We start from the raw sequence: 18,661 nt of genomic DNA on the forward strand, positions 1-18,661 counted from the left end.
AAAAACTCAAATCGATAGGAGAAAAATAATGCAAATTCAAAACCCTGTATTACCCGGCTTCAACTCAGATCCGTCAATCATCCGTGTGGAGAACACATACTACATTGCCACATCAACATTTGAATGGTTCCCAGGCGTTCGTATCCATGCGTCACAAGACTTGGTTCACTGGAATCTTGTTAAGAACGTTTTGGACACGACGACGATGCTTGATATGAAAGGAAGTCCCTCATCTGGGGGTATCTGGGCACCAGATTTGTCATATGCTGATGGCAAATTTTGGTTAATTTTCACAGACGTTAAGATTACTGATGGTAATTTCAAAGACTTGAAGAATTATTTGACGACCGCTGAGACAATTGAAGGGCCTTGGTCAGAACCTATACTTGTTAATGGTGTGGGCTTCGATGCCTCATTGTTTCATGATGAAGATGGTCACAAATATCTTGTTCAACAAACTTGGGATCACCGAGAATATCATCATCCATTTGATGGTATTACATTGACAGAATTTGACACAGGTACTATGAAATTGAAACCTAACACGGCCCGTACAATATTTTCGGGTACAGATGTGAGGTTGGTAGAAGGTCCTCATTTATACAAGATTAACGGCGAATATTTCTTATTCGCTGCTCAAGGTGGCACGATATTTACACACCAAGAAGTTGTGGCACGCTCAAAGTCATTGGACGAATTATCTTTTGTCGTTGAACCCGATGGCCCATTCATCACAAACTTTGACACACCAGACTCATATTTACAAAAGCAAGGGCACGGTGCGTTAGTATCAACACCAGGTGGTGAATGGTATTATGCGTCATTAACAGCACGTCCGTGGCACCACGATAACGAAAGTTCAATTGATCCACGTGGTTGGTCAACTTTGGGACGTGAAACATCTATCCAAAAAGTAGAGTGGGATGGTGGTGGTTGGCCACGCATTGTTGGTGGCCACGGAGGGCAAACATTTGTTGAAGCACCTAAGGACGCCATTTTTACAAAGGCACCTGCTGACCATTCACAACACGATGAATTTGATGATGCAACACTGGGTATCAACTGGAATACATTACGTGTTCCATTCAATGAGAAAATGGGTTCAACTGGTAATGGCAAGTTGACTTTGATTGGGCAGGGTTCATTAGCAAACACTTTTGATTTATCATTGGTTGCGCGTCGTTGGCAAGCATTTTATTTCGATGCCGAAACAAAGGTTAAATTCAATCCTTACTCATACCAATCAATGGCTGGTTTAACAAACTACTACAATCACTCACACTGGTCATGGATTTTCATTACAAAAAACGATGACGGTCAAAACGTAATTGAAGTGGGCGAAAATAAGGGTGGTTTGCGTAATGGTTCTTACACGTCCTACCTGCGTGACCATGCACCTGTGATTCCAGATGGTATAGAGTATGTTTACTTTAAGTCTGAAAATCGTAAGGAATCCTACACTTACCTCTACTCGTTTGATGGTGATAATTGGGTGACAACTGGTATTACTTTGGATGCCGCAGTTTTGTCAGATGACTACGTTGTGCGCGAATATGGTGGTTTTTTCACTGGAGCCTATGTTGGTTTGGCAGCGGTTGACTATTCAGGTTATAATTCCACAGCTGAATTTGATAATTTTGATTACAAAGAGTTGGGTGATTATAAAGAAACCAACGGATCATTTTCATGGCAGAAGTCAGAATTGCGTTTCTACTAAACAGGTAACTTGTAGGCGAACCTTGAATTAAGGTTCGCTTTTGTTGTAGTCATAATCTAAAGGAGATGAGTATGAAATCAAGTGTCATGAAATTTGGCCAACACGCTGGACAAACAGTTTTGATGTATACACTAACAAATCAGCATGGAACACGCCTGAGTGTGTTAAATTTTGCTGGCATTTGGCATGAATTTAGCGTGTTAGATAATGGTGCGCGAGTAAATTTATTGCTCTCATCACCAACTATTGCTGGCTATACGGACAATCCTTATTATATTAATCGTGTTATTGGTCGCGTTGCCGGTCGTATTAAAGATGCTACGTATCATTATCAGGGTCAGAATGTTGTAGTACCAAACAATGAAGGGAAAAACACGCTACACGGTGGAGGAAGAGGTTGGTCTGACACATTTTTTAATGTGACGATGACATCAGATAGCATTATGTTAACCGCGAAAATCACGTCAAAACAAGATGGGTTTCCTGGTGATTTGACAAGTGGCATTCAATACACGTTGACCTCAGATGATCAAGTGATTGTTCAGATGACAGGAACACAAAGTGTGGTTGATGGTGTCTTTAATCCAACAGTCCACGCTTATTTTAATTTAGGTACAACCCATGATATTTTAGATCATACTTTACAATTAGCTTCGAATAGTCATTTGGCGTTGGCTGAAGATAAGGTTCCAACTGGTACACTGTTGCCAAATAGTGGGCCATTTGATTTAGCACATGATTCCACTTTGCGACAAGCGCTCACTAAAATGGCGCACACGACAAGTGAACAAGGTTTTGATGATGTATTTGTGATGAATAAGCGTGTGAAAAATTTAATCGCTATCTTGAAGGATACAGCCAGTTCGCGTACAATAGAAATAATGTCGAATAGAAATGGTCTTGTTGTTTTCACAGCTAATTCAATGACATCAAATATGCCAAATAACCATGGTAATGGACATCGGTGGGTAGCAGTGGCACTAGAACCACAGACTTTACCAAATAGTGAGAATATTCATGAGTTTGGGGATGTAACGCTAAAAGTTGGCGAAACACGTCAAGAAGTTATCGTTTATCAATATCGTTAGTCATCATAATTGGAGAATCGATAAGAAGAAAAATGGATAAATCAGATCAAATCACAATGAGAGATCATAACCAACGTTTAGTGTTACAAGCGTTATTTAATGCGAAAGAAACATCGCGAGCACAAATAGCTGTTGATTTAAATCTACATAAATCTACTATTAGTTCAATCTATCGAGATTTAGATAAGTTGGAATTTATTGAGGATCTGGGTGAAGGGGTGACAACAGAAACTGGTGGACGTAAGGCTAAAATGATTCGTTTTAACCGTAAGTATGGCTATGTCATGAGTTTTGATATGGGTCGACATCATTTACGGATGGCCTTGGTGCGCTTGAGCGGTGAGGTAATTTTTCAAAGTTCGGACTCCGTGAAAGATATGTCAGTTTTGGAAGTGCTAGAATTGATGAATCAACATGTCAAAGATAATAAACACAAAAAACATGGGACAAAAGAAGGTCTTATGGGTATTGCTGTTGGGATTCATGGTGTTGTTGATAACAATCGTGTTGTCTATTCACCATTCTTTGATTACAGCCAAGTGGATGTTGCCCAGCAACTCGAGAAAGTAAGTGACGTAAAGGTTACTTTAGAAAACGAAGCTAACTCAGCTGCTGTCTATATTCGAGACTATCATGACTACTTAAGTACTGATCAATATGATAGTTTAGTCGCCCTAAATATCCATTATGGCATTGGTGCTGGCATTATTATTCAAGGCCAACTTTATCGTGGTATGCAAGGACGTGCTGGAGAAGTTGGTAGAAGTATTGTGAACATGACAAATAACGAGCCTGTCCGTGTCGAAGATTTATATTCTGAAGATGCTATGTTTGAGCGTTTGGCGACATTGACCGGACAGAAGGTTGCCAATCGTGATGCGTTTGTAACCTTTGCGAATCAAAAAAGTGCAGTTGTCACCAAATTATTAGATGACTGGGTGATGGGAGTTGCACAGGTGGCGTATAATATTATCCAAACCGCCGCACCACAAGTTTTATTTATTCATTCCCGTTTTATTGCTGAAATGCCGGAATTACTTGGTCGCGTTATAGTTGCATATCAACAAATGAACCCAACAAGTGAGAGCGAAATTTTATTTGCTAATCGTTCGGTTTATGAAGCCACGTTACTGGGTGGAGCTGCCGGGGTCACACGTAAAATACTTGATTTAGATGATGTTGATTTAAAATTTAAACACTAAGTAAAGAACCTAGAAAGGTTCTTTTTTATTGTAAAAATCTAAGTTAGGGTGCGAAAAATTGGATATCACTACACAAAAACGTTGCACTATTTAATGAAACCGTATACAATAATAAATGTAAGTTGGTTGCTTAAACCAACCAACATGAAATATAATGTGGTTAGGACAAAAATGTCCAGAAGGAGTATATAAAATGTCTGAATTATTTTCATTTCCAAAAGTTGAATTTGTAGGAAAACAATCCTTACAAGCTGGTGATGGTTATCATTACTATAATGCTGATGAAATTGTAGCTGGTAAAAAAATGAGCGAATGGCTTAAGTTTTCAGTTGCCTATTGGCATACAATGGATCAACGTTTGACGGATCCATTCGGTGAAGGGACTGCAACACGTCCTTGGGACATAGCAGGTGATGCTAATACTATGACAGCGGCTTTAGCTAAGGTCGATTATTTATTTGAATTTTTGGATAAAACAGGTATTGAATACTTTGCTTTTCATGATCGTGATTTAGCGCCAGAAGGCAACACTTTGGCTGAAACGAATGCTAATTTAGACCAAGTAATCGATAAAATTGAAAAAAGAATGCAAGAGACAGGTAAGAAATTGTTATGGAATACCGCATCGTTGTTTACAAACAAGCGTTTTTTGGCCGGCGGAGCAACAACACCGTTTGCGGAAGTATTTGCCTATTCTGCTGGTCAAATTAAGCATTCACTTGATATTGCTAAGCGTCTAGGTTCGGAATCATATGTTTTCTGGGGGGGACGTGAAGGGTATGATTTTTTATTGAACACAGATACTAAACGTGAATTAGAACATATTGCGGCCTTCTTTAAATTAGCGAAAAATTATGCTGATGAAATAGGTTATACGGGTCAATTTTTGATCGAACCAAAACCAAAGGAACCAACACAACATCAATATGACTTTGATGCACAAACAACCATTGCTTTCTTGAAAACATATGGATTAGAAGGCACATTTAAGTTGAATTTGGAAGGTAATCATACCTATTTGGCTGGTCACACATATGAACATGAAGTGCGTTTCGCACGTGAAGCTGGCTTGTTAGGGTCATTGGATGCTAACATGGGAGACAAATTGACAGGTTGGGATATTGATGAATTTCCTAATGACATTTATGAAGCTACTTTGGTGATGTATGAATTTTTGAAAAATGGTGGTTTGCCAACTGGTGGATTAAACTTTGATTCAAAGCCACGTCGTCAAAGTTTCGAATTTGAAGACTTGTTCTATGCTCACATTGCTGGGATGGATACCTATGCTGCTGGTTTGAAAGTGGCAGCTAAGTTGATTGAAGATCAAGTGATTGAGACTATCTTGAAGGAACGTTATGCGTCATTTGATTCAGGTGTCGGTGCTGACTTTGAAGCTGGTAAGTTGACTCTAACAGACTTGGCAGCCTATGCAGAAAACAAGACAGACAAGGAAATTAACGCTACATTACAGTCAGGTCGTCAAGAACAAATTAAGTCAACTTTGAATAATTATATTTTTTCAGTATTAGGACGTTAATTTTTAAATGCGAACAGCTATCATAACCATTTCTTTTAAATTTGTTATTTAATGTAACGAATTATCGCCTTTTCTCTAAAAACTTACAAGGAAAAAGGGGCCATTATACTTGGCGTGTCGGCCCCTTTGTACATAGCACACAGCTCGGTATAAACCGTGTGTGCGAATATTTTATCAAAATATATTGGAGAAAAAACATGACACAAGTTGTATTAGGTGTCGATTTAGGCACATCATCTGTTAAAGTTTCCGCTGTTAATCGTGAAGGTCACATAGTGGCCCAACAAAGTTTTGATTACCCCCTGATGCAACCTCACCCAGGTTGGTCAGAACAAAACCCTGAAAATTGGGTGAATGGCACAACAGTCGCTATTGTTAATTTAATTTTGAAAGATGGTTTGAATCCTGCAGATATTGCTGGTATCTCATACTCTGGTCAAATGCATGGATTGGTGTTGATGGACGATAAAAATCAAGTATTACGTCCGGCAATTTTGTGGAACGATACGAGAACGACCAAGCAAACCCAAGAAATTGCTGAGAAAATGTCCCGAGAATTTGTATCAATTACGCGGAATCATGCATTGGAAGGGTTTACATTGCCCAAAATTTTATGGGTTAAGGAAAATGAACCAGAAATTTTCAAACAAGCCAAAACGTTTTTGTTGCCTAAGGATTATTTGCGCTACCGAATGACAGGTAATTTGGCAATGGACTATTCCGATGCAGCAGGGACTGTGGCGCTAGATGTGGTACACAAGACCTGGTCTAAAGAAGTACAAGAGGCATTTGATTTACCTGCATCATTTTTTCCAAAATTAATCGAAGCTACTGATTTTGCGGGTTATGTTTCAGACTCGTATGCGACGTTTTCTGGTTTACAAACGTCGACAAAAGTTTTTGCTGGCGCGGCAGATAATGCGGCTGGCGCTGTGGGTGCAGGATTACTGAACGCTAATATGGTGATGTCTTCAATTGGAACATCTGGGGTTGTTGCTAAGTTTGAAAATTATGCTGACGTTGATTATAAGGGGGATATTCATTTCTTTAATCATGCCATACCCAATAAATTTTATTCAATGGGTGTTACTTTAGCGGCTGGAGATGCAAACGCTTGGTTTAAATCAGTTTTTGGAAAAGAAATACCTTTTGAAAATTGGGTAAATGAAGCAGAGCAGTCCTTGGTTGGCGCTAATGGTTTAATTTTTACACCTTATATTTCTGGTGAACGGACACCTTATCCGGATGCAGATATTCGCGCTAGTTTTCTAGGCATTGATCGGACACATCAACGAGCGGATTTTATCCGATCTGTGTTGGAAGGAATTATTTTTAGCTTTAAAGATATTATGGAAATTTATGATCGTGAGGGGTCCGATTTTGATACAGTAGTGGCAATTGGTGGCGGAGCTAAAAGCCCATTTTGGTTACAAATCCAAGCAGATATATTTAATAAAAAAGTCACAACTTTGGAAAATGAACAAGGTCCGGGTCTTGGAGCAGCAATGTTAGCTGCCACTGGCTTGGGATGGTATGAGAGTGTTCAAGATGCTGCAAGTCAAATCATTAAATTTGGGACAACCTATTATCCCAATTCCGAAGCAGTTGTAAATTATAGTCAAGTTTATGCGATATATAGAAAAGTTTATGCAGCGACAAAAGAAGTCTCACATGAACTGATGGCATATCGCCGGCAATTAAAATAATAATCGAGTGAGTGTGACAATCATACGAAAATACTTGCTACTATCGTTTATATCTGGTATAGTAGTATCTGTTATGGAGAAGTACTCAAGCGGCTGAAGAGGCGCCCTTGCTAAGGGTGTAGACGTGTTAAAGCGTGCGAGGGTTCGAATCCCTTCTTCTCCACTAATACATTTCATGGCGTTGCATAAGGTTTCAAAACCTTATGCAACGCCTTTTTTGTACAAAAACGTTGCACTATATTTCATAGCATTTCACACAAAATGGGAAATTTTTTGGGAAACATTTTAAATAAGCAAGTAGGCAGTGTGAACTGAACCGGTGACAGGCCACTGAATTTTTGCTTGATGCGGTGATTTTTGTAATGATTCATACTGCTTGCTATGCATGATATTGGCTTTCAAAATATGGAAAAACTCTCAATTGGTGCATTGTCGACTGGTATTGATTTACGGCTCCCATGCTTTGTTTCATGTTTCTGCTTCATCCTCAATTAATTTTAAAGTATGTACGCACTCTGTGAGTGCTTATTTATAAATTATCATAGCGGAATAGGCCAATACGGGTGTTTTATATTGTACTTCAATGATTTCATGCCCGTTTGCTTCTAGTTCAGCTAAAGCAGTATTTAAGCTATCTGTAAAACTCGTAGCTGTCCAGTAACCATTTATTAGTTGTGTTTTCATGCTTTATCCCCAATTATGCTTTTAACGTGGTTCAGCACGTAGCGTTTTCTGTTTAGTCCCTCGCTCGCGGTTTGAATAGGGAAGCGACACACAGAGTCTGGATTCTCGTTAAGATGAACAGTTATTTTTCGTTTTAAGTCACTTACTGATAGTATGTGGTTTTTATTTAAAGAAAAAGAAATTCAAAACACTAATGAAACTTGCCACTAACATCGCTATTCCAGCTATTTTATATTTTCTATTGTTCTTATCTTTAGCTATGCCGAAAAAGCAATATCCACTACTGGCTAAAGTAAAAGCTATTAATAAATCCATGAAATCCCCCCAAGTTATATATTCTTCCGCACAGAACTTTCAAGCGACATAGGTATACCAAAATACGCCATGAAGTCGTATAGCTTACTGTATCGTTCTGTGTTCTTATCAAAGTACTCGAGTGACGAGCTTTAGTCTGGGTATTCATATCTTGATTACTTTCGTAATGATTTGATACGTTCGGCAGGTATAGACATGATGATTGTATTTAAGAATTGGTTAAGGACCTAAGTGAAAATAAAACTAAATCAAGAAACTTTAAATTGCAATGTTTATAATTTAGGTATTGAACGTTTATGAAATAAATATATCTGATTAGTATATACACATATCATACCAGACAAGCAAAGGCGTTTAAAGACAATACGGGATAAATACATGTAAGAGTGATTTACGTTAAAAGCAACGATATAGGTAGATGTTATGAATAACAGTTCATTAGGTAAGTATGATATGCTAAGTTTGTAACATATAAGGTTTAAATTAGTGGGGGGCTTACAAAGTTATGAATGTTAAGTACGGTATTTTTGAAAAACACAGTTGGAAGGATGTTCTCTGGAATATAGGAAACACAACAGCTGGTTTTACACGCCGTTATTATTTTTACGAAGAACACGATGGCAAACGCAAGTTGTTGTCTAAAAGTGAGTTGTTAGACTTGTTGTCAACTAATGAAGATGTGAAGAATTATATTTCAAAAGATGAGCATTATAAACAATATATATCTTCTGACCACATTGTAATCAGTGATAACGGTGAGTTTTTCGCGGGTATAATTAATATGAAATATGTGCAAAAAATTGTTAATTATCTAAATGAGAGCGTCAACGATTAACTATAATCTATCATCCCCGTGTGATTGATTAGTAGGAATTTAACTTGTTTCTACGTCCATATTGCGTGTTTCAGTGCAAATATGCCTTCTCCAGACAAGCAAGGATGTTTAAAGACGAGTAACACAGACCATACAAGGCAGTAGAACTGTATAAAAAAAGATTGGAATAAAGCAGTGGAGATATTTGAACTAATTATAAATTTTGCGGATACCTTGTTTGATGTGGATGATGATCATCCATTTGGGTTTCGGTTTTGGCTATCAATATGTGTTTGGCTTGTTATGTGTGGCGCGTTTATAATCATGCTGGGTATTTTTTTAATGCTGTTTCCGGGGCTGTTTTTAAGGAAAATAGATGAGATGTGGGTATTGATTTTTGTTATAGAAATACTTTTTGCTTGGTTTTGTTATTATTCGGGAAGCCGTACAATCATGTGGTTTCTTCAAATAAAAAATAATATACAAACACATCGTCAGTAAATAATTAATATACAAGTGACGTTAAGGTTGTATTTTCTAATTGCCAATTGTAATAACGTTTGACATTTTAAAAGCATAAGAATATAATTGTTTTTAATCATGAACATGAGCTTTTGCTAAGAAAAATATAATATATGAATAAACTAACGAAAAAATTGAACAATGTTCTCATTATCCTTCTAATTAATTGATGATTAGTAGGTTATTTTGAGTGATTGTCTACTAATCGTGTAAGATTTAGTAGACAGTTGGGACATTTTTTGTTCAGGCACCTAACTGTTAATGCAGTTGGGTGCCTTTTTTCATACAATTGGGGGGAATCAATGGTAAATATAGAAAAATTTATCAACACAAGAAAACAATTGAAAATTTCACAAATGGCGTTATGTGTTGATATTTGTACACAAGCGACTTTGTCAAAGTTTGAGAAGCATCAACAGGTACCAGCTTTTGATATTATGATTGCCTTGTGTGAACGACTAGGACTAACATTAAATGACGTATTTCCAAGCAACATTAAGACACATCAGACGAGCAATGAACGGATACTAACACTGGCAACACAAGCCCTTTTTTATCAAAATATTGACAAATTTGAGAATTTAATGAAACAGGTAGCGACAGATAAAATAATCGACGCTGAGCGACCAATATATCAAATAACGCAATATTTTTCGGCAGTTATTTTAAAAAAAGATTGCATCAAGGGTAAGAAAATCATCAAAAAAATTGATATAGCAGGGCTCAATAAACAACACCAGTTATTATTTTATGCCATAACGGTTCATTATTATTATCAACAAGGCCTGTTAAAAGAAGCGCATCAAGCTTTTGAGGATGTATGGCGATACCAAAAAGAAAGTACAGCAATCGATTTTTCTGGATTTCAATCTGCTATTGTCTATTTGTTAGCCCAATATCAAATGTCGATTAAAAACTATAAATATGCTATGATGTTGGCAACTTATGGTATTGATTTAGCAAATACAAGCGATAGTACTTATTTTTTAGAAAATTTCTTTTGGCTGTTGGTACAAGCAAGTGATACTTGGCATAGCCAGGATTTTATTGTCAAAGAAATGATCGAAAATGCGCGTGTAATTGCTAAGATTCACAAAAATGCAGATGTTTTAAAACAAATTAACCAGCGAAAAGGGGAGAGATAATATGACAACGCTAACAGTAGACAATTTACATGTATCAGTAGAAGGTAAAGAAATTTTGAAGGGTGTTAATTTGGTCGTCAATACTGGTGAAATTCACGCTATTATGGGTCCAAACGGGACGGGGAAATCGACATTATCGCAGACGATTATGGGACATCCAGCATATCAGGTGACTGAAGGTCACATTGACATGGATGGCCAAGATTTAGCTAACATGTCAGTTGATCAACGTGCTCGTGCCGGTTTATTTTTGGCTATGCAGTATCCATCAGAAATTCAAGGTGTGACTAATGCCGAGTTTATGCGAGCAGCCATCAATGCACGCCGCGCTGAAGATGATCAAATCGGTATTATGTCTTTCATTGAGAAGCTTGATGAAAAACGTGAATTTTTATCGATGTCAGAAGAAATGGCAGAACGCTATCTTAACGAAGGTTTCTCCGGTGGTGAAAAGAAACGTAATGAAATTTTACAAATGATGATGATTGAACCCCAAATTGCCATTTTAGATGAGATTGATTCAGGACTAGATATTGACGCATTAAAAGTTGTTTCTCGTGGTGTCAATGAGATGCGTTCTAGTGAATTTGGCACACTGATGATTACACATTATCAACGTTTGCTTGACTATATCGTGCCTGATTTTGTGCATGTTATGATGGACGGGAAAATTGTTAAAACCGGTGGTGCAGAGTTGGCTAAAAAACTCGAATCTGAAGGGTATGCGGGATTACGAGATGAACTTGGTTTGACTGTTCATCTTACAGATGAAGACGTGAATTCGTATTTTGTGGAGGGCTGATATGGTTGACAATAGCGCAGTACAGTCTTTACCACTACCAACTTTTGCTAAAGTGCGCTACACTTCTTGGCAACTTGATGAGATGGTAGCGGCTAGGGAAGAGACCACAAAAGCATATTTCACTGCGAGCCATGTTAACGGTATTGAAGTTAGTGGCTTGTCGACTACTTATCAGCAATTATCGGACAATATGATCGCTCGTGGTGTGATTTTGATGAGCATGTCACAAGCAAAACGTGAACATCCAGCACGCGTTGAAAAATTAATTGGTAGCGTGATCTCTAAAACGACGGATCGGTTGTCGGCACAAAATTTTGAACAATTTAATACTGGTATTTTTGTATACATTCCAGAGAACGTAGAATTTGATGATGTTTTGCATTTAACATTAAATCATTTAGCTACGTCAGGAAAAGATTTCATAGCACGTATTTTTGTCTACATTGGGTCAAATTCGCAGGTTGATATTCTGCAAGAAATGCACACAATTGGACTGGAAAAAACAAAAGCCTCTGTTATTATTGAGGTGTTAGCTGATTCAGGGGCAAAAGTTACTTATGCTAATATTGATTCTTTCGGTGAACAAACAACAGCTTTTGTTAACCGAGAAGTTACTGTAGCAGATCATGCAACTGTAGATTGGCAAAATGCCGAGTTTAATGATGGTAATGTGATTATAAGATTAGCCAGTCAATTAAATGGTGAAGGTGCGACATCACATACTAATGTCATTGGTTTAACCACAAAGAAACAGACACAAGGCCTTGTGACAACTATCTTAAATCGTGGTCGTCATTCGGTCGGGCATATATTTCAACGTGGCGTTATTTTAAACCGTTCAACACTTGTATTTAATGGTATTGGCAAAATTATAAAAGGTGCTAAGGGATCAGATGCACAACAAGAATCACGTGTTTTGATGTTATCACGTCGTGCGAGAGGCGATGCCAATCCTTTACTACTAATAGATGAGAACGATGTTACAGCAGGTCATGCGGCCTCAGTTGGTCGTGTTGATGAAAATCAGATGTATTACTTAATGAGTCGGGGCATCAGCGAACAAGTTGCCAGAAAACTGGTTATTCGTGGTTTTATGGGTGAAGTGTTAGCACAAATGCCAACAAAAGCGGCACAAAGGCAAGTAATTGAAGAAATAGAAAGAAAGTTACGACATGAAGACGATTAAACATGATTTTCCAATATTAGATCAAACGGTCAACGGGCAAGAACTGCTTTATTTTGATAGTGCCGCTACATCACAAAAACCGCAATATGTGATTGATTCATTAGTTGATTATTATCAAAATAATAACGCAAACGTACATCGTGGTATTTATGAATTATCAGAGCGTGCAACACGGCAATATGAACAAGCTCGAGATAAAGTTCAAAAGTTCATTCATGCTCAAAAACGTGAAGAAGTTTTGTTCACGCGTGGCACAACAGAATCACTGAACTGGTTGGCAAGTACTTATGGTGTAGAAAATGTCAAGCAAGGCGATGAAATTCTAATATCATATATGGAACACCATTCAAATATTGTGCCGTGGCAACAACTAGCACAACGTGTGGGGGCACATTTGAAATATATTGCACTCAACGATGATGGGACATTAAATATAGCTGATGTTAAACGAAAAATAACAGACAAAACCAAGATTGTATCTATCACGCATGCTTCTAATGTATTGGGGGTCATTAATCCCATTAAAACCATCGCAAAAATAGCTCATGACTACGGCGCAATCATGATAGCTGATGGCGCCCAATCTGCTCCACATATGAATATCGATGTACAAGATATGGACGTTGATTTCTTTGCTTTTTCGGGACATAAAATGCTTGGGCCAACAGGAATTGGCGTACTTTATGGAAAACATGATATTTTAGAAAAAATGCAACCTGCGCAATTTGGTGGGGAAATGATTGAATTAGTGGATTTGCAGGAAGCAACTTTCCAACCGTCTCCTTGGCGTTTTGAGGCGGGCACACCAAATATTGCTGGGGCAATTGCTTTAGGTGCAGCCATTGATTATTTAACAAAAATTGGGATGACAGAGGTGGAAAAATATGAGCAGTCATTAGTTGCCGATGTTTTACCAAAGTTAAAAAAAATTTCAGGTATCACAATTTATGGTCCGCAAAACAGTGAACAACATTCTGGCGTTATTGCATTTAATCTAGCAGGTGTTCATGCACATGATTTGGCGACAGCTTTGGATCAAGAAGGTATTGAGGTGCGTGCAGGGCATCATTGTGCACAACCGCTAATGAAATATTTAAATATTGCAGCGACAGTTCGTATTAGCTTATATATCTATAATACCCATGAAGAAATTGACCGTTTTATTGGTGTTCTTGAAGAGATTAAGGAGTACTTTAACCGTGAGTTTGCATAATTTAGATAATTTGTATCGTCAAACAATTATGGCCTACGCGCAACATCCGCATCACTATAAGCCTATGTTGGGAACAGAAGGCTACCATATTCAAAAATATAATCCAACTTGTGGCGATGTGATTGATTTAGCCTTTAATATGGTCGATGACAGAGTAACAGATATTCATTTTTATGGCGATGGCTGTGCCATCTCAAAGGCTTCAGCATCAATGATGACGGATTTAGTCGTTGGAAAAAATAGAGATCAAATGATGCAGTTGGTTGATCAATTTTCAAAAATGGCACGTGGCGAAGCAAGCGATGTCAAATCTCTTGGAGAGGCGCAAGTTTTGGCAGGTGTTACGAAATTTCCGACGCGAATAAAGTGTGCAACCCTAGCTTGGCATGCTTTAGATGAGTTGTTATCAGTAGAAAAATAAAAGGGGGGTTAGACTAATCATGGAAATAGACAGACAAGAGGCAATTAATCAAACAAGGGCTGCTATTGCAACTGATAAAGCTGTTGAATTAGGATTTCAAGATAACTATCAGGCAGTTTTTTCAACGGGAAAAGGGTTGAATGAAGATATTATTCGGCAAATATCAGCCAAGAAAAATGAACCACAATGGATGTTGGACTATCGCTTGCAAGCCTATAAAACTTATTTACAACTCCCAATGCAGACATGGGGACCAGATTTAAGTGACATCCACTTTGAAGATATTTATTACTATAACAAGCCAACAAACGATAAATATCGTGATTGGGATGATGTCCCTGCAGAGTTGAAGGAAACATTTGAACGTTTAGGCGTGCCAGAAGCTGAACGAAAGTGGCTAGCTGGTTCTTCTGCACAGTATGAATCTGAAGTGGTTTATCATCGTATGAAAGAAGAATTTGCTAAAACAGGTATAATTTTTACTGATACTGATACTGCAGTTCAAGAATATCCGGAACTCATTCAAGCATACTTTGGGTCGTTGGTTAAACCAACCAACAATAAGTTAGCTGCATTGAATTCAGCGGTTTGGTCTGGTGGCACATTTATTTATGTGCCAAAAGGTGTTCACGTGACAACGCCAATCCAATCATACTTCCGAATTAATACAGAGAACGAGGGTCAGTTTGAACGTACGCTTATTATTGTTGACGAGGGGGCACACGTTGATTATGTTGAGGGTTGTTCAGCCCCAATGTATTCAGGGGATGCGCTACATGCAGCTGTGGTAGAAGTGATTGTTAAAAAAGATGGCTATTGTCGTTACACGACGATTCAAAACTGGTCTAACAATGTGTACTCATTGGAAACCAAACGTGCGGCTGCTCATGAAAATGCCACAATGGAATGGGTTGATGGTAATTTTGGTTCGAAAACAACAATGAAATATCCATCGGTTTATTTGGAAGGTGAGGGTGCCAAGGGCACAATGTTATCCATTGCTGTTGCTGGAGAAGGGGTTAATTTAGATTCTGGCGCGCAAATGATTCATCATGCTAAAAATACGTCGTCATCTATCATTTCAAAATCTATTGCACATGATGGTGGTTCGACAGATTATCGTGGCACAGTCAAATTTGGGCGCGAATCCGATGGTTCATTTGCTCATGTGGAATGTGACACGATCCTAGTTGATGATAAATCTTCAGCGGATACGATTCCTTACAATACAATTTTGAATGGCAATGTGTCAATGGAACACGAAGCCAAGGTTTCACGTGTATCAGAAGAACAATTATATTATTTGATGACACGTGGCATTTCTGCTGAAAAAGCCACAGAAATGATTATCATGGGATTTATCGAACCTTTCACAAAGGAATTGCCAATGGAATACGCGGTAGAATTGAATCGCTTAATGAAATTTGAAATGATTGGATCGGTAGGATAAATGACGACTGAAAAAATTCAAGCAAGCATTATGGATGTTTTGACAACAGTTGTCGACCCTGAATTACGAGTGGATATCGTTAATTTAGGATTAATTAATAGTGTGGATATCAATGCCGCAGGGGATGTCACAATTAATATGACATTGACTACTATGGGATGTCCGTTACTTAGTGTGTTGGAAGAAATGATTGATGAAGCGTTAAAAATTTTGCCAGAAGTGAAAACAATCAAAATTGAATTGACATGGGAACCGGCATGGGGCATTGATAGAATGTCACGATACGCAAAAATGGCTTTGGGATTATAAAACAGTCTAATTATATAAAATTAGAATAAAAAACATATTGTAATTGACGGAAAATTATAAAATAGTTATGATTAAATCATTAAATTAAAAGGAAGTGTTTCACATGAGAAATCAGGATACTATAAAAATGAATATGAAAAATGTAGCCCTTCTCCTCAACTTGCTCAGACATCCCCTAGCAAGTTGAGCTTTTGAGCTGGTTGTTAGGTACTTATCTAATGGCTAGTGAATAAAGGATGTGAGTGCACGATTGATCCCGGACTAGTCCATTTGACTAGTTCGGGATTTTAATTTGGGGAGAAAATTATGACAGGAAAAATAACTTTTTATGATACAACAATGCGTGATGGTGAACAAACAATAGGTGTTAATTTTTCAATTGAAGAAAAGATTGAAATAGCAAAAAGATTAGATGATTACGGTGTTTCAGCAATTGAAGCAGGTTTTCCGGCGGCTTCTGAAAAAGATTTTGAAGAAGTGAAAAAAATAGCGTTGGTCGTGAATAAGGCAAAAGTTGTTGGTTTGGCGCGTATGGTAAGAAGTGATATCACTGCTGTTATTGAAGCAACAAAGAACGCAAAAAAGCCAATGATTCATGTGTTTATTGCCACGTCACCAATTCATCGGGAATTTAAATTACACATGACTAAAGAAGAAATTTTGGACAAAATCAAAGCAGATATTACTTTTACTAAGCAGCATATTCAAGATATTGTGTTCTCACCTGAGGATGCAACCAGAACCGAACCTGATTTTCTAGTAGCCAGTGTGCAAACAGCTATTGATGCGGGAGCGACAATGATTAACATACCAGATACGGTCGGTTATGATACGCCAGAAGAATATGGTGAAGTTTTTGAAAATTTGCAACAAAATATTATTGGTTTTAATCAGGTTGGTTGGTCAACACATACACATAACGATTTAGGCATGGCAACAGCAAATGCTTTAGCGGGAATTGTACATGGTGCAACAGAAATTCAGGGCACAATTAATGGTATTGGTGAACGTGCCGGAAACGTTGATATGATTGAAGCTGCAGCAGCTATTCTTGTTCGTCATGAAAAATTTAACGTAGAAACAGATATTGTTTTGTCCCAATCAAAAGTAATTTCTGATATTGTTGCACATGCAACACGTATGCCAGTTGCTGGTAATAAGCCAATTATGGGACGAAACGCATTTGCTCATGAATCCGGCATTCATCAAGATGGCTACCTAAAAAATCCAGAAACGTATGAAATATTGAAACCAGAAATGGTGGGTGTAACGGCATCATTACCTTTAGGCAAACTATCTGGGTCACATGCTGTCATGTCAAAGTTACATCACTTAGGTTATGAAGTGACGCGTGATGATATGAAAGCAATTTTCCCGATTTTTAAGTCAGTCGCTGCAGAATCTGATTTGATTACAGATAATCAATTAAAGATTATTATGCAAGGTGTTGAAGAAAAGGAAATGGTGAGTCATCAATCATGACATCAGTAAAAAAAATAGTAGTTTTAAAAGGCGATTATATCGGTCCTGAAATTATGACAGCGGGTTTAACAATATTAGATACTGTGACAAGAGGTACAACATTTGCTTATGAACTTATAGATGTACCGTTTGGTGGTGATGGTATTGATCGAGCTGGTGATCCCTTACCACAATCAACTATTGATATTGCAAAACAAGCTGATGCAGTGCTACTTAGTGCAATCGGTGGACCAAAATGGGATAATGCGTTGCGACGCCCAGAACAAGGATTGCTAGAAATTAGATCAAAGCTTAATCTATTTGCTAACATACGGCCAACCAAAATAATGTCAGCACAAATTGACCGCTCACCATTAAAGCCAGAATATGTTAAAAATACGGATTTTGTTATCGTTCGTGAGCTAACATCAGGTGCTTACTTTGGAAAGCCACGCAAACTTGAAGCAAATCAAGCAATTGATACGATGTATTACAGCGAAAAAGAAGTAGTCCGCATTATGCATCAGGGTTTCAAAATGGCTCAAAGGCGGAATAAGCATGTCACAATTGTTGATAAGTCTAATGTGTTGGCTACTTCAAAATTTTGGCGAAAGATTGCTACTCAAATTGGCAAAATTTATCCAGATGTTTTGATCGATTATTACTACATTGATGCAATGACAATGGCCATTTTGTCAAAACCTGCAACATTTGATGTTGTGATTACACCTAATTTGTTTGGGGACATTTTAAGTGATGAAGCAGCACAGATTACAGGATCGATTGGGCAAATACCTTCTATGTCAGTTGGTGAAAGTGGTCCTAATCTGTATGAACCAATTCACGGATCAGCACCTGATATAGCTGGTCAAGGTATAGCTAATCCCATTTCTATGGTGAATACGGTAGCTATGATGTTAACGGAAAGCTTTGATGAAAAAAAGATTGCAGACAAAATTACAGCAGCAGTAAATTACATTATTGAAAATCATTATGTAACACCAGACATGGGTGGCACGATGACGACCGATGAAGTCACACAAAAAATGGTTGATTATATCAAAAATCATGAGTAGGTGGATATGA

17 protein-coding genes and 1 tRNA gene are annotated in these 18,661 nt (G+C 37.8%); 16 read left to right on the forward strand and 2 right to left on the reverse strand.

Going from position 1 to position 18,661, the window contains the following annotated elements; genetic code table 11:
• Positions 1-28 precede the first annotated feature (28 nt).
• From K5Q13_RS05155 to K5Q13_RS05180, 6 genes are all read left to right on the forward strand, one after another.
• Positions 29-1,717, forward strand: coding sequence for a glycoside hydrolase family 43 protein (locus K5Q13_RS05155; protein ID WP_220740632.1), 1,689 nt, complete (start codon positions 29-31; stop codon positions 1,715-1,717).
• Between the two features lie 71 nt (positions 1,718-1,788).
• Positions 1,789-2,805, forward strand: coding sequence for an aldose epimerase family protein (locus tag K5Q13_RS05160; protein ID WP_220740634.1), 1,017 nt, complete (start codon positions 1,789-1,791; stop codon positions 2,803-2,805).
• Between the two features lie 32 nt (positions 2,806-2,837).
• Positions 2,838-4,007, forward strand: coding sequence for an ROK family protein (locus K5Q13_RS05165; RefSeq protein ID WP_220740636.1), 1,170 nt, complete (start codon positions 2,838-2,840; stop codon positions 4,005-4,007).
• A gap of 193 nt (positions 4,008-4,200) precedes the next feature.
• Complete coding sequence (gene xylA / locus K5Q13_RS05170; RefSeq protein WP_220740638.1) at positions 4,201-5,547, forward strand: xylose isomerase; 1,347 nt, start codon at positions 4,201-4,203, stop codon at positions 5,545-5,547.
• Between the two features lie 197 nt (positions 5,548-5,744).
• Positions 5,745-7,253, forward strand: coding sequence for a xylulokinase (gene xylB, locus K5Q13_RS05175; RefSeq protein ID WP_220740640.1), 1,509 nt, complete (start codon positions 5,745-5,747; stop codon positions 7,251-7,253).
• A gap of 75 nt (positions 7,254-7,328) precedes the next feature.
• A tRNA-Ser gene (locus K5Q13_RS05180) sits at positions 7,329-7,416 on the forward strand.
• A gap of 362 nt (positions 7,417-7,778) precedes the next feature.
• Here the strand turns inward: K5Q13_RS05180 and K5Q13_RS05185 are convergent.
• Together K5Q13_RS05185 and K5Q13_RS05190 are read right to left on the reverse strand one after the other, a co-directional pair.
• Positions 7,779-7,937: a hypothetical protein gene (locus K5Q13_RS05185; protein ID WP_220740642.1), complete on the reverse strand. Its 159-nt coding sequence runs from the start codon at positions 7,935-7,937 to the stop codon at positions 7,779-7,781.
• Positions 7,938-8,099: 162 nt separating this feature from the next.
• Complete coding sequence (locus tag K5Q13_RS05190) at positions 8,100-8,252, reverse strand: hypothetical protein (RefSeq protein ID WP_220740644.1); 153 nt, start codon at positions 8,250-8,252, stop codon at positions 8,100-8,102.
• Between the two features lie 505 nt (positions 8,253-8,757).
• Here K5Q13_RS05190 and K5Q13_RS05195 point away from each other — a divergent pair.
• The 10 genes from K5Q13_RS05195 (at position 8,758) to leuB (ending at position 18,651) form a co-directional block, all read left to right on the forward strand.
• Positions 8,758-9,087 (forward strand): hypothetical protein, encoded by a 330-nt coding sequence (locus K5Q13_RS05195; RefSeq protein WP_220740646.1) that lies wholly within the window; start codon positions 8,758-8,760, stop codon positions 9,085-9,087.
• Positions 9,088-9,890: 803 nt separating this feature from the next.
• A complete protein-coding gene (locus K5Q13_RS05200; protein WP_220740648.1) occupies positions 9,891-10,733 on the forward strand; it encodes a helix-turn-helix domain-containing protein in 843 nt (280 codons plus the stop codon).
• 1 nt (position 10,734) lies between these two features.
• A complete protein-coding gene (gene sufC / locus K5Q13_RS05205) occupies positions 10,735-11,535 on the forward strand; it encodes a Fe-S cluster assembly ATPase SufC (protein ID WP_220740650.1) in 801 nt (266 codons plus the stop codon).
• A gap of 1 nt (position 11,536) precedes the next feature.
• Complete coding sequence (gene sufD, locus K5Q13_RS05210) at positions 11,537-12,721, forward strand: Fe-S cluster assembly protein SufD (RefSeq protein ID WP_220740651.1); 1,185 nt, start codon at positions 11,537-11,539, stop codon at positions 12,719-12,721.
• On the forward strand, positions 12,708-13,934 hold the full coding sequence (locus K5Q13_RS05215; RefSeq protein WP_220740652.1) for a cysteine desulfurase: 1,227 nt from the start codon (positions 12,708-12,710) through the stop codon (positions 13,932-13,934). Before sufD ends, K5Q13_RS05215 begins: the two co-directional genes overlap by 14 nt.
• Positions 13,921-14,355 carry a Fe-S cluster assembly sulfur transfer protein SufU gene (gene sufU, locus K5Q13_RS05220; protein WP_220740653.1) on the forward strand — a complete coding sequence of 145 codons (435 nt, stop codon included), beginning with the start codon at positions 13,921-13,923 and terminating at the stop codon, positions 14,353-14,355. Before K5Q13_RS05215 ends, sufU begins: the two co-directional genes overlap by 14 nt.
• A 19-nt stretch (positions 14,356-14,374) precedes the next feature.
• Complete coding sequence (gene sufB / locus K5Q13_RS05225) at positions 14,375-15,805, forward strand: Fe-S cluster assembly protein SufB (protein ID WP_246574190.1); 1,431 nt, start codon at positions 14,375-14,377, stop codon at positions 15,803-15,805.
• Entirely contained in the window at positions 15,806-16,114 is a 309-nt protein-coding gene (locus tag K5Q13_RS05230; RefSeq protein ID WP_220740654.1) for a metal-sulfur cluster assembly factor, read from the forward strand.
• A 306-nt stretch (positions 16,115-16,420) separates the two neighbouring features.
• Entirely contained in the window at positions 16,421-17,596 is a 1,176-nt protein-coding gene (locus K5Q13_RS05235; protein WP_220740655.1) for a 2-isopropylmalate synthase, read from the forward strand.
• A complete protein-coding gene (gene leuB, locus K5Q13_RS05240; RefSeq protein WP_220740656.1) occupies positions 17,593-18,651 on the forward strand; it encodes a 3-isopropylmalate dehydrogenase in 1,059 nt (352 codons plus the stop codon). The genes K5Q13_RS05235 and leuB overlap by 4 nt, the downstream gene beginning before the upstream one ends.
• Positions 18,652-18,661 lie beyond the last annotated feature (10 nt).

Source organism: Leuconostoc miyukkimchii (assembly GCF_019656055.1).
In the GTDB taxonomy this organism is placed as follows: Bacteria; Bacillota; Bacilli; order Lactobacillales; family Lactobacillaceae; genus Leuconostoc; species Leuconostoc miyukkimchii.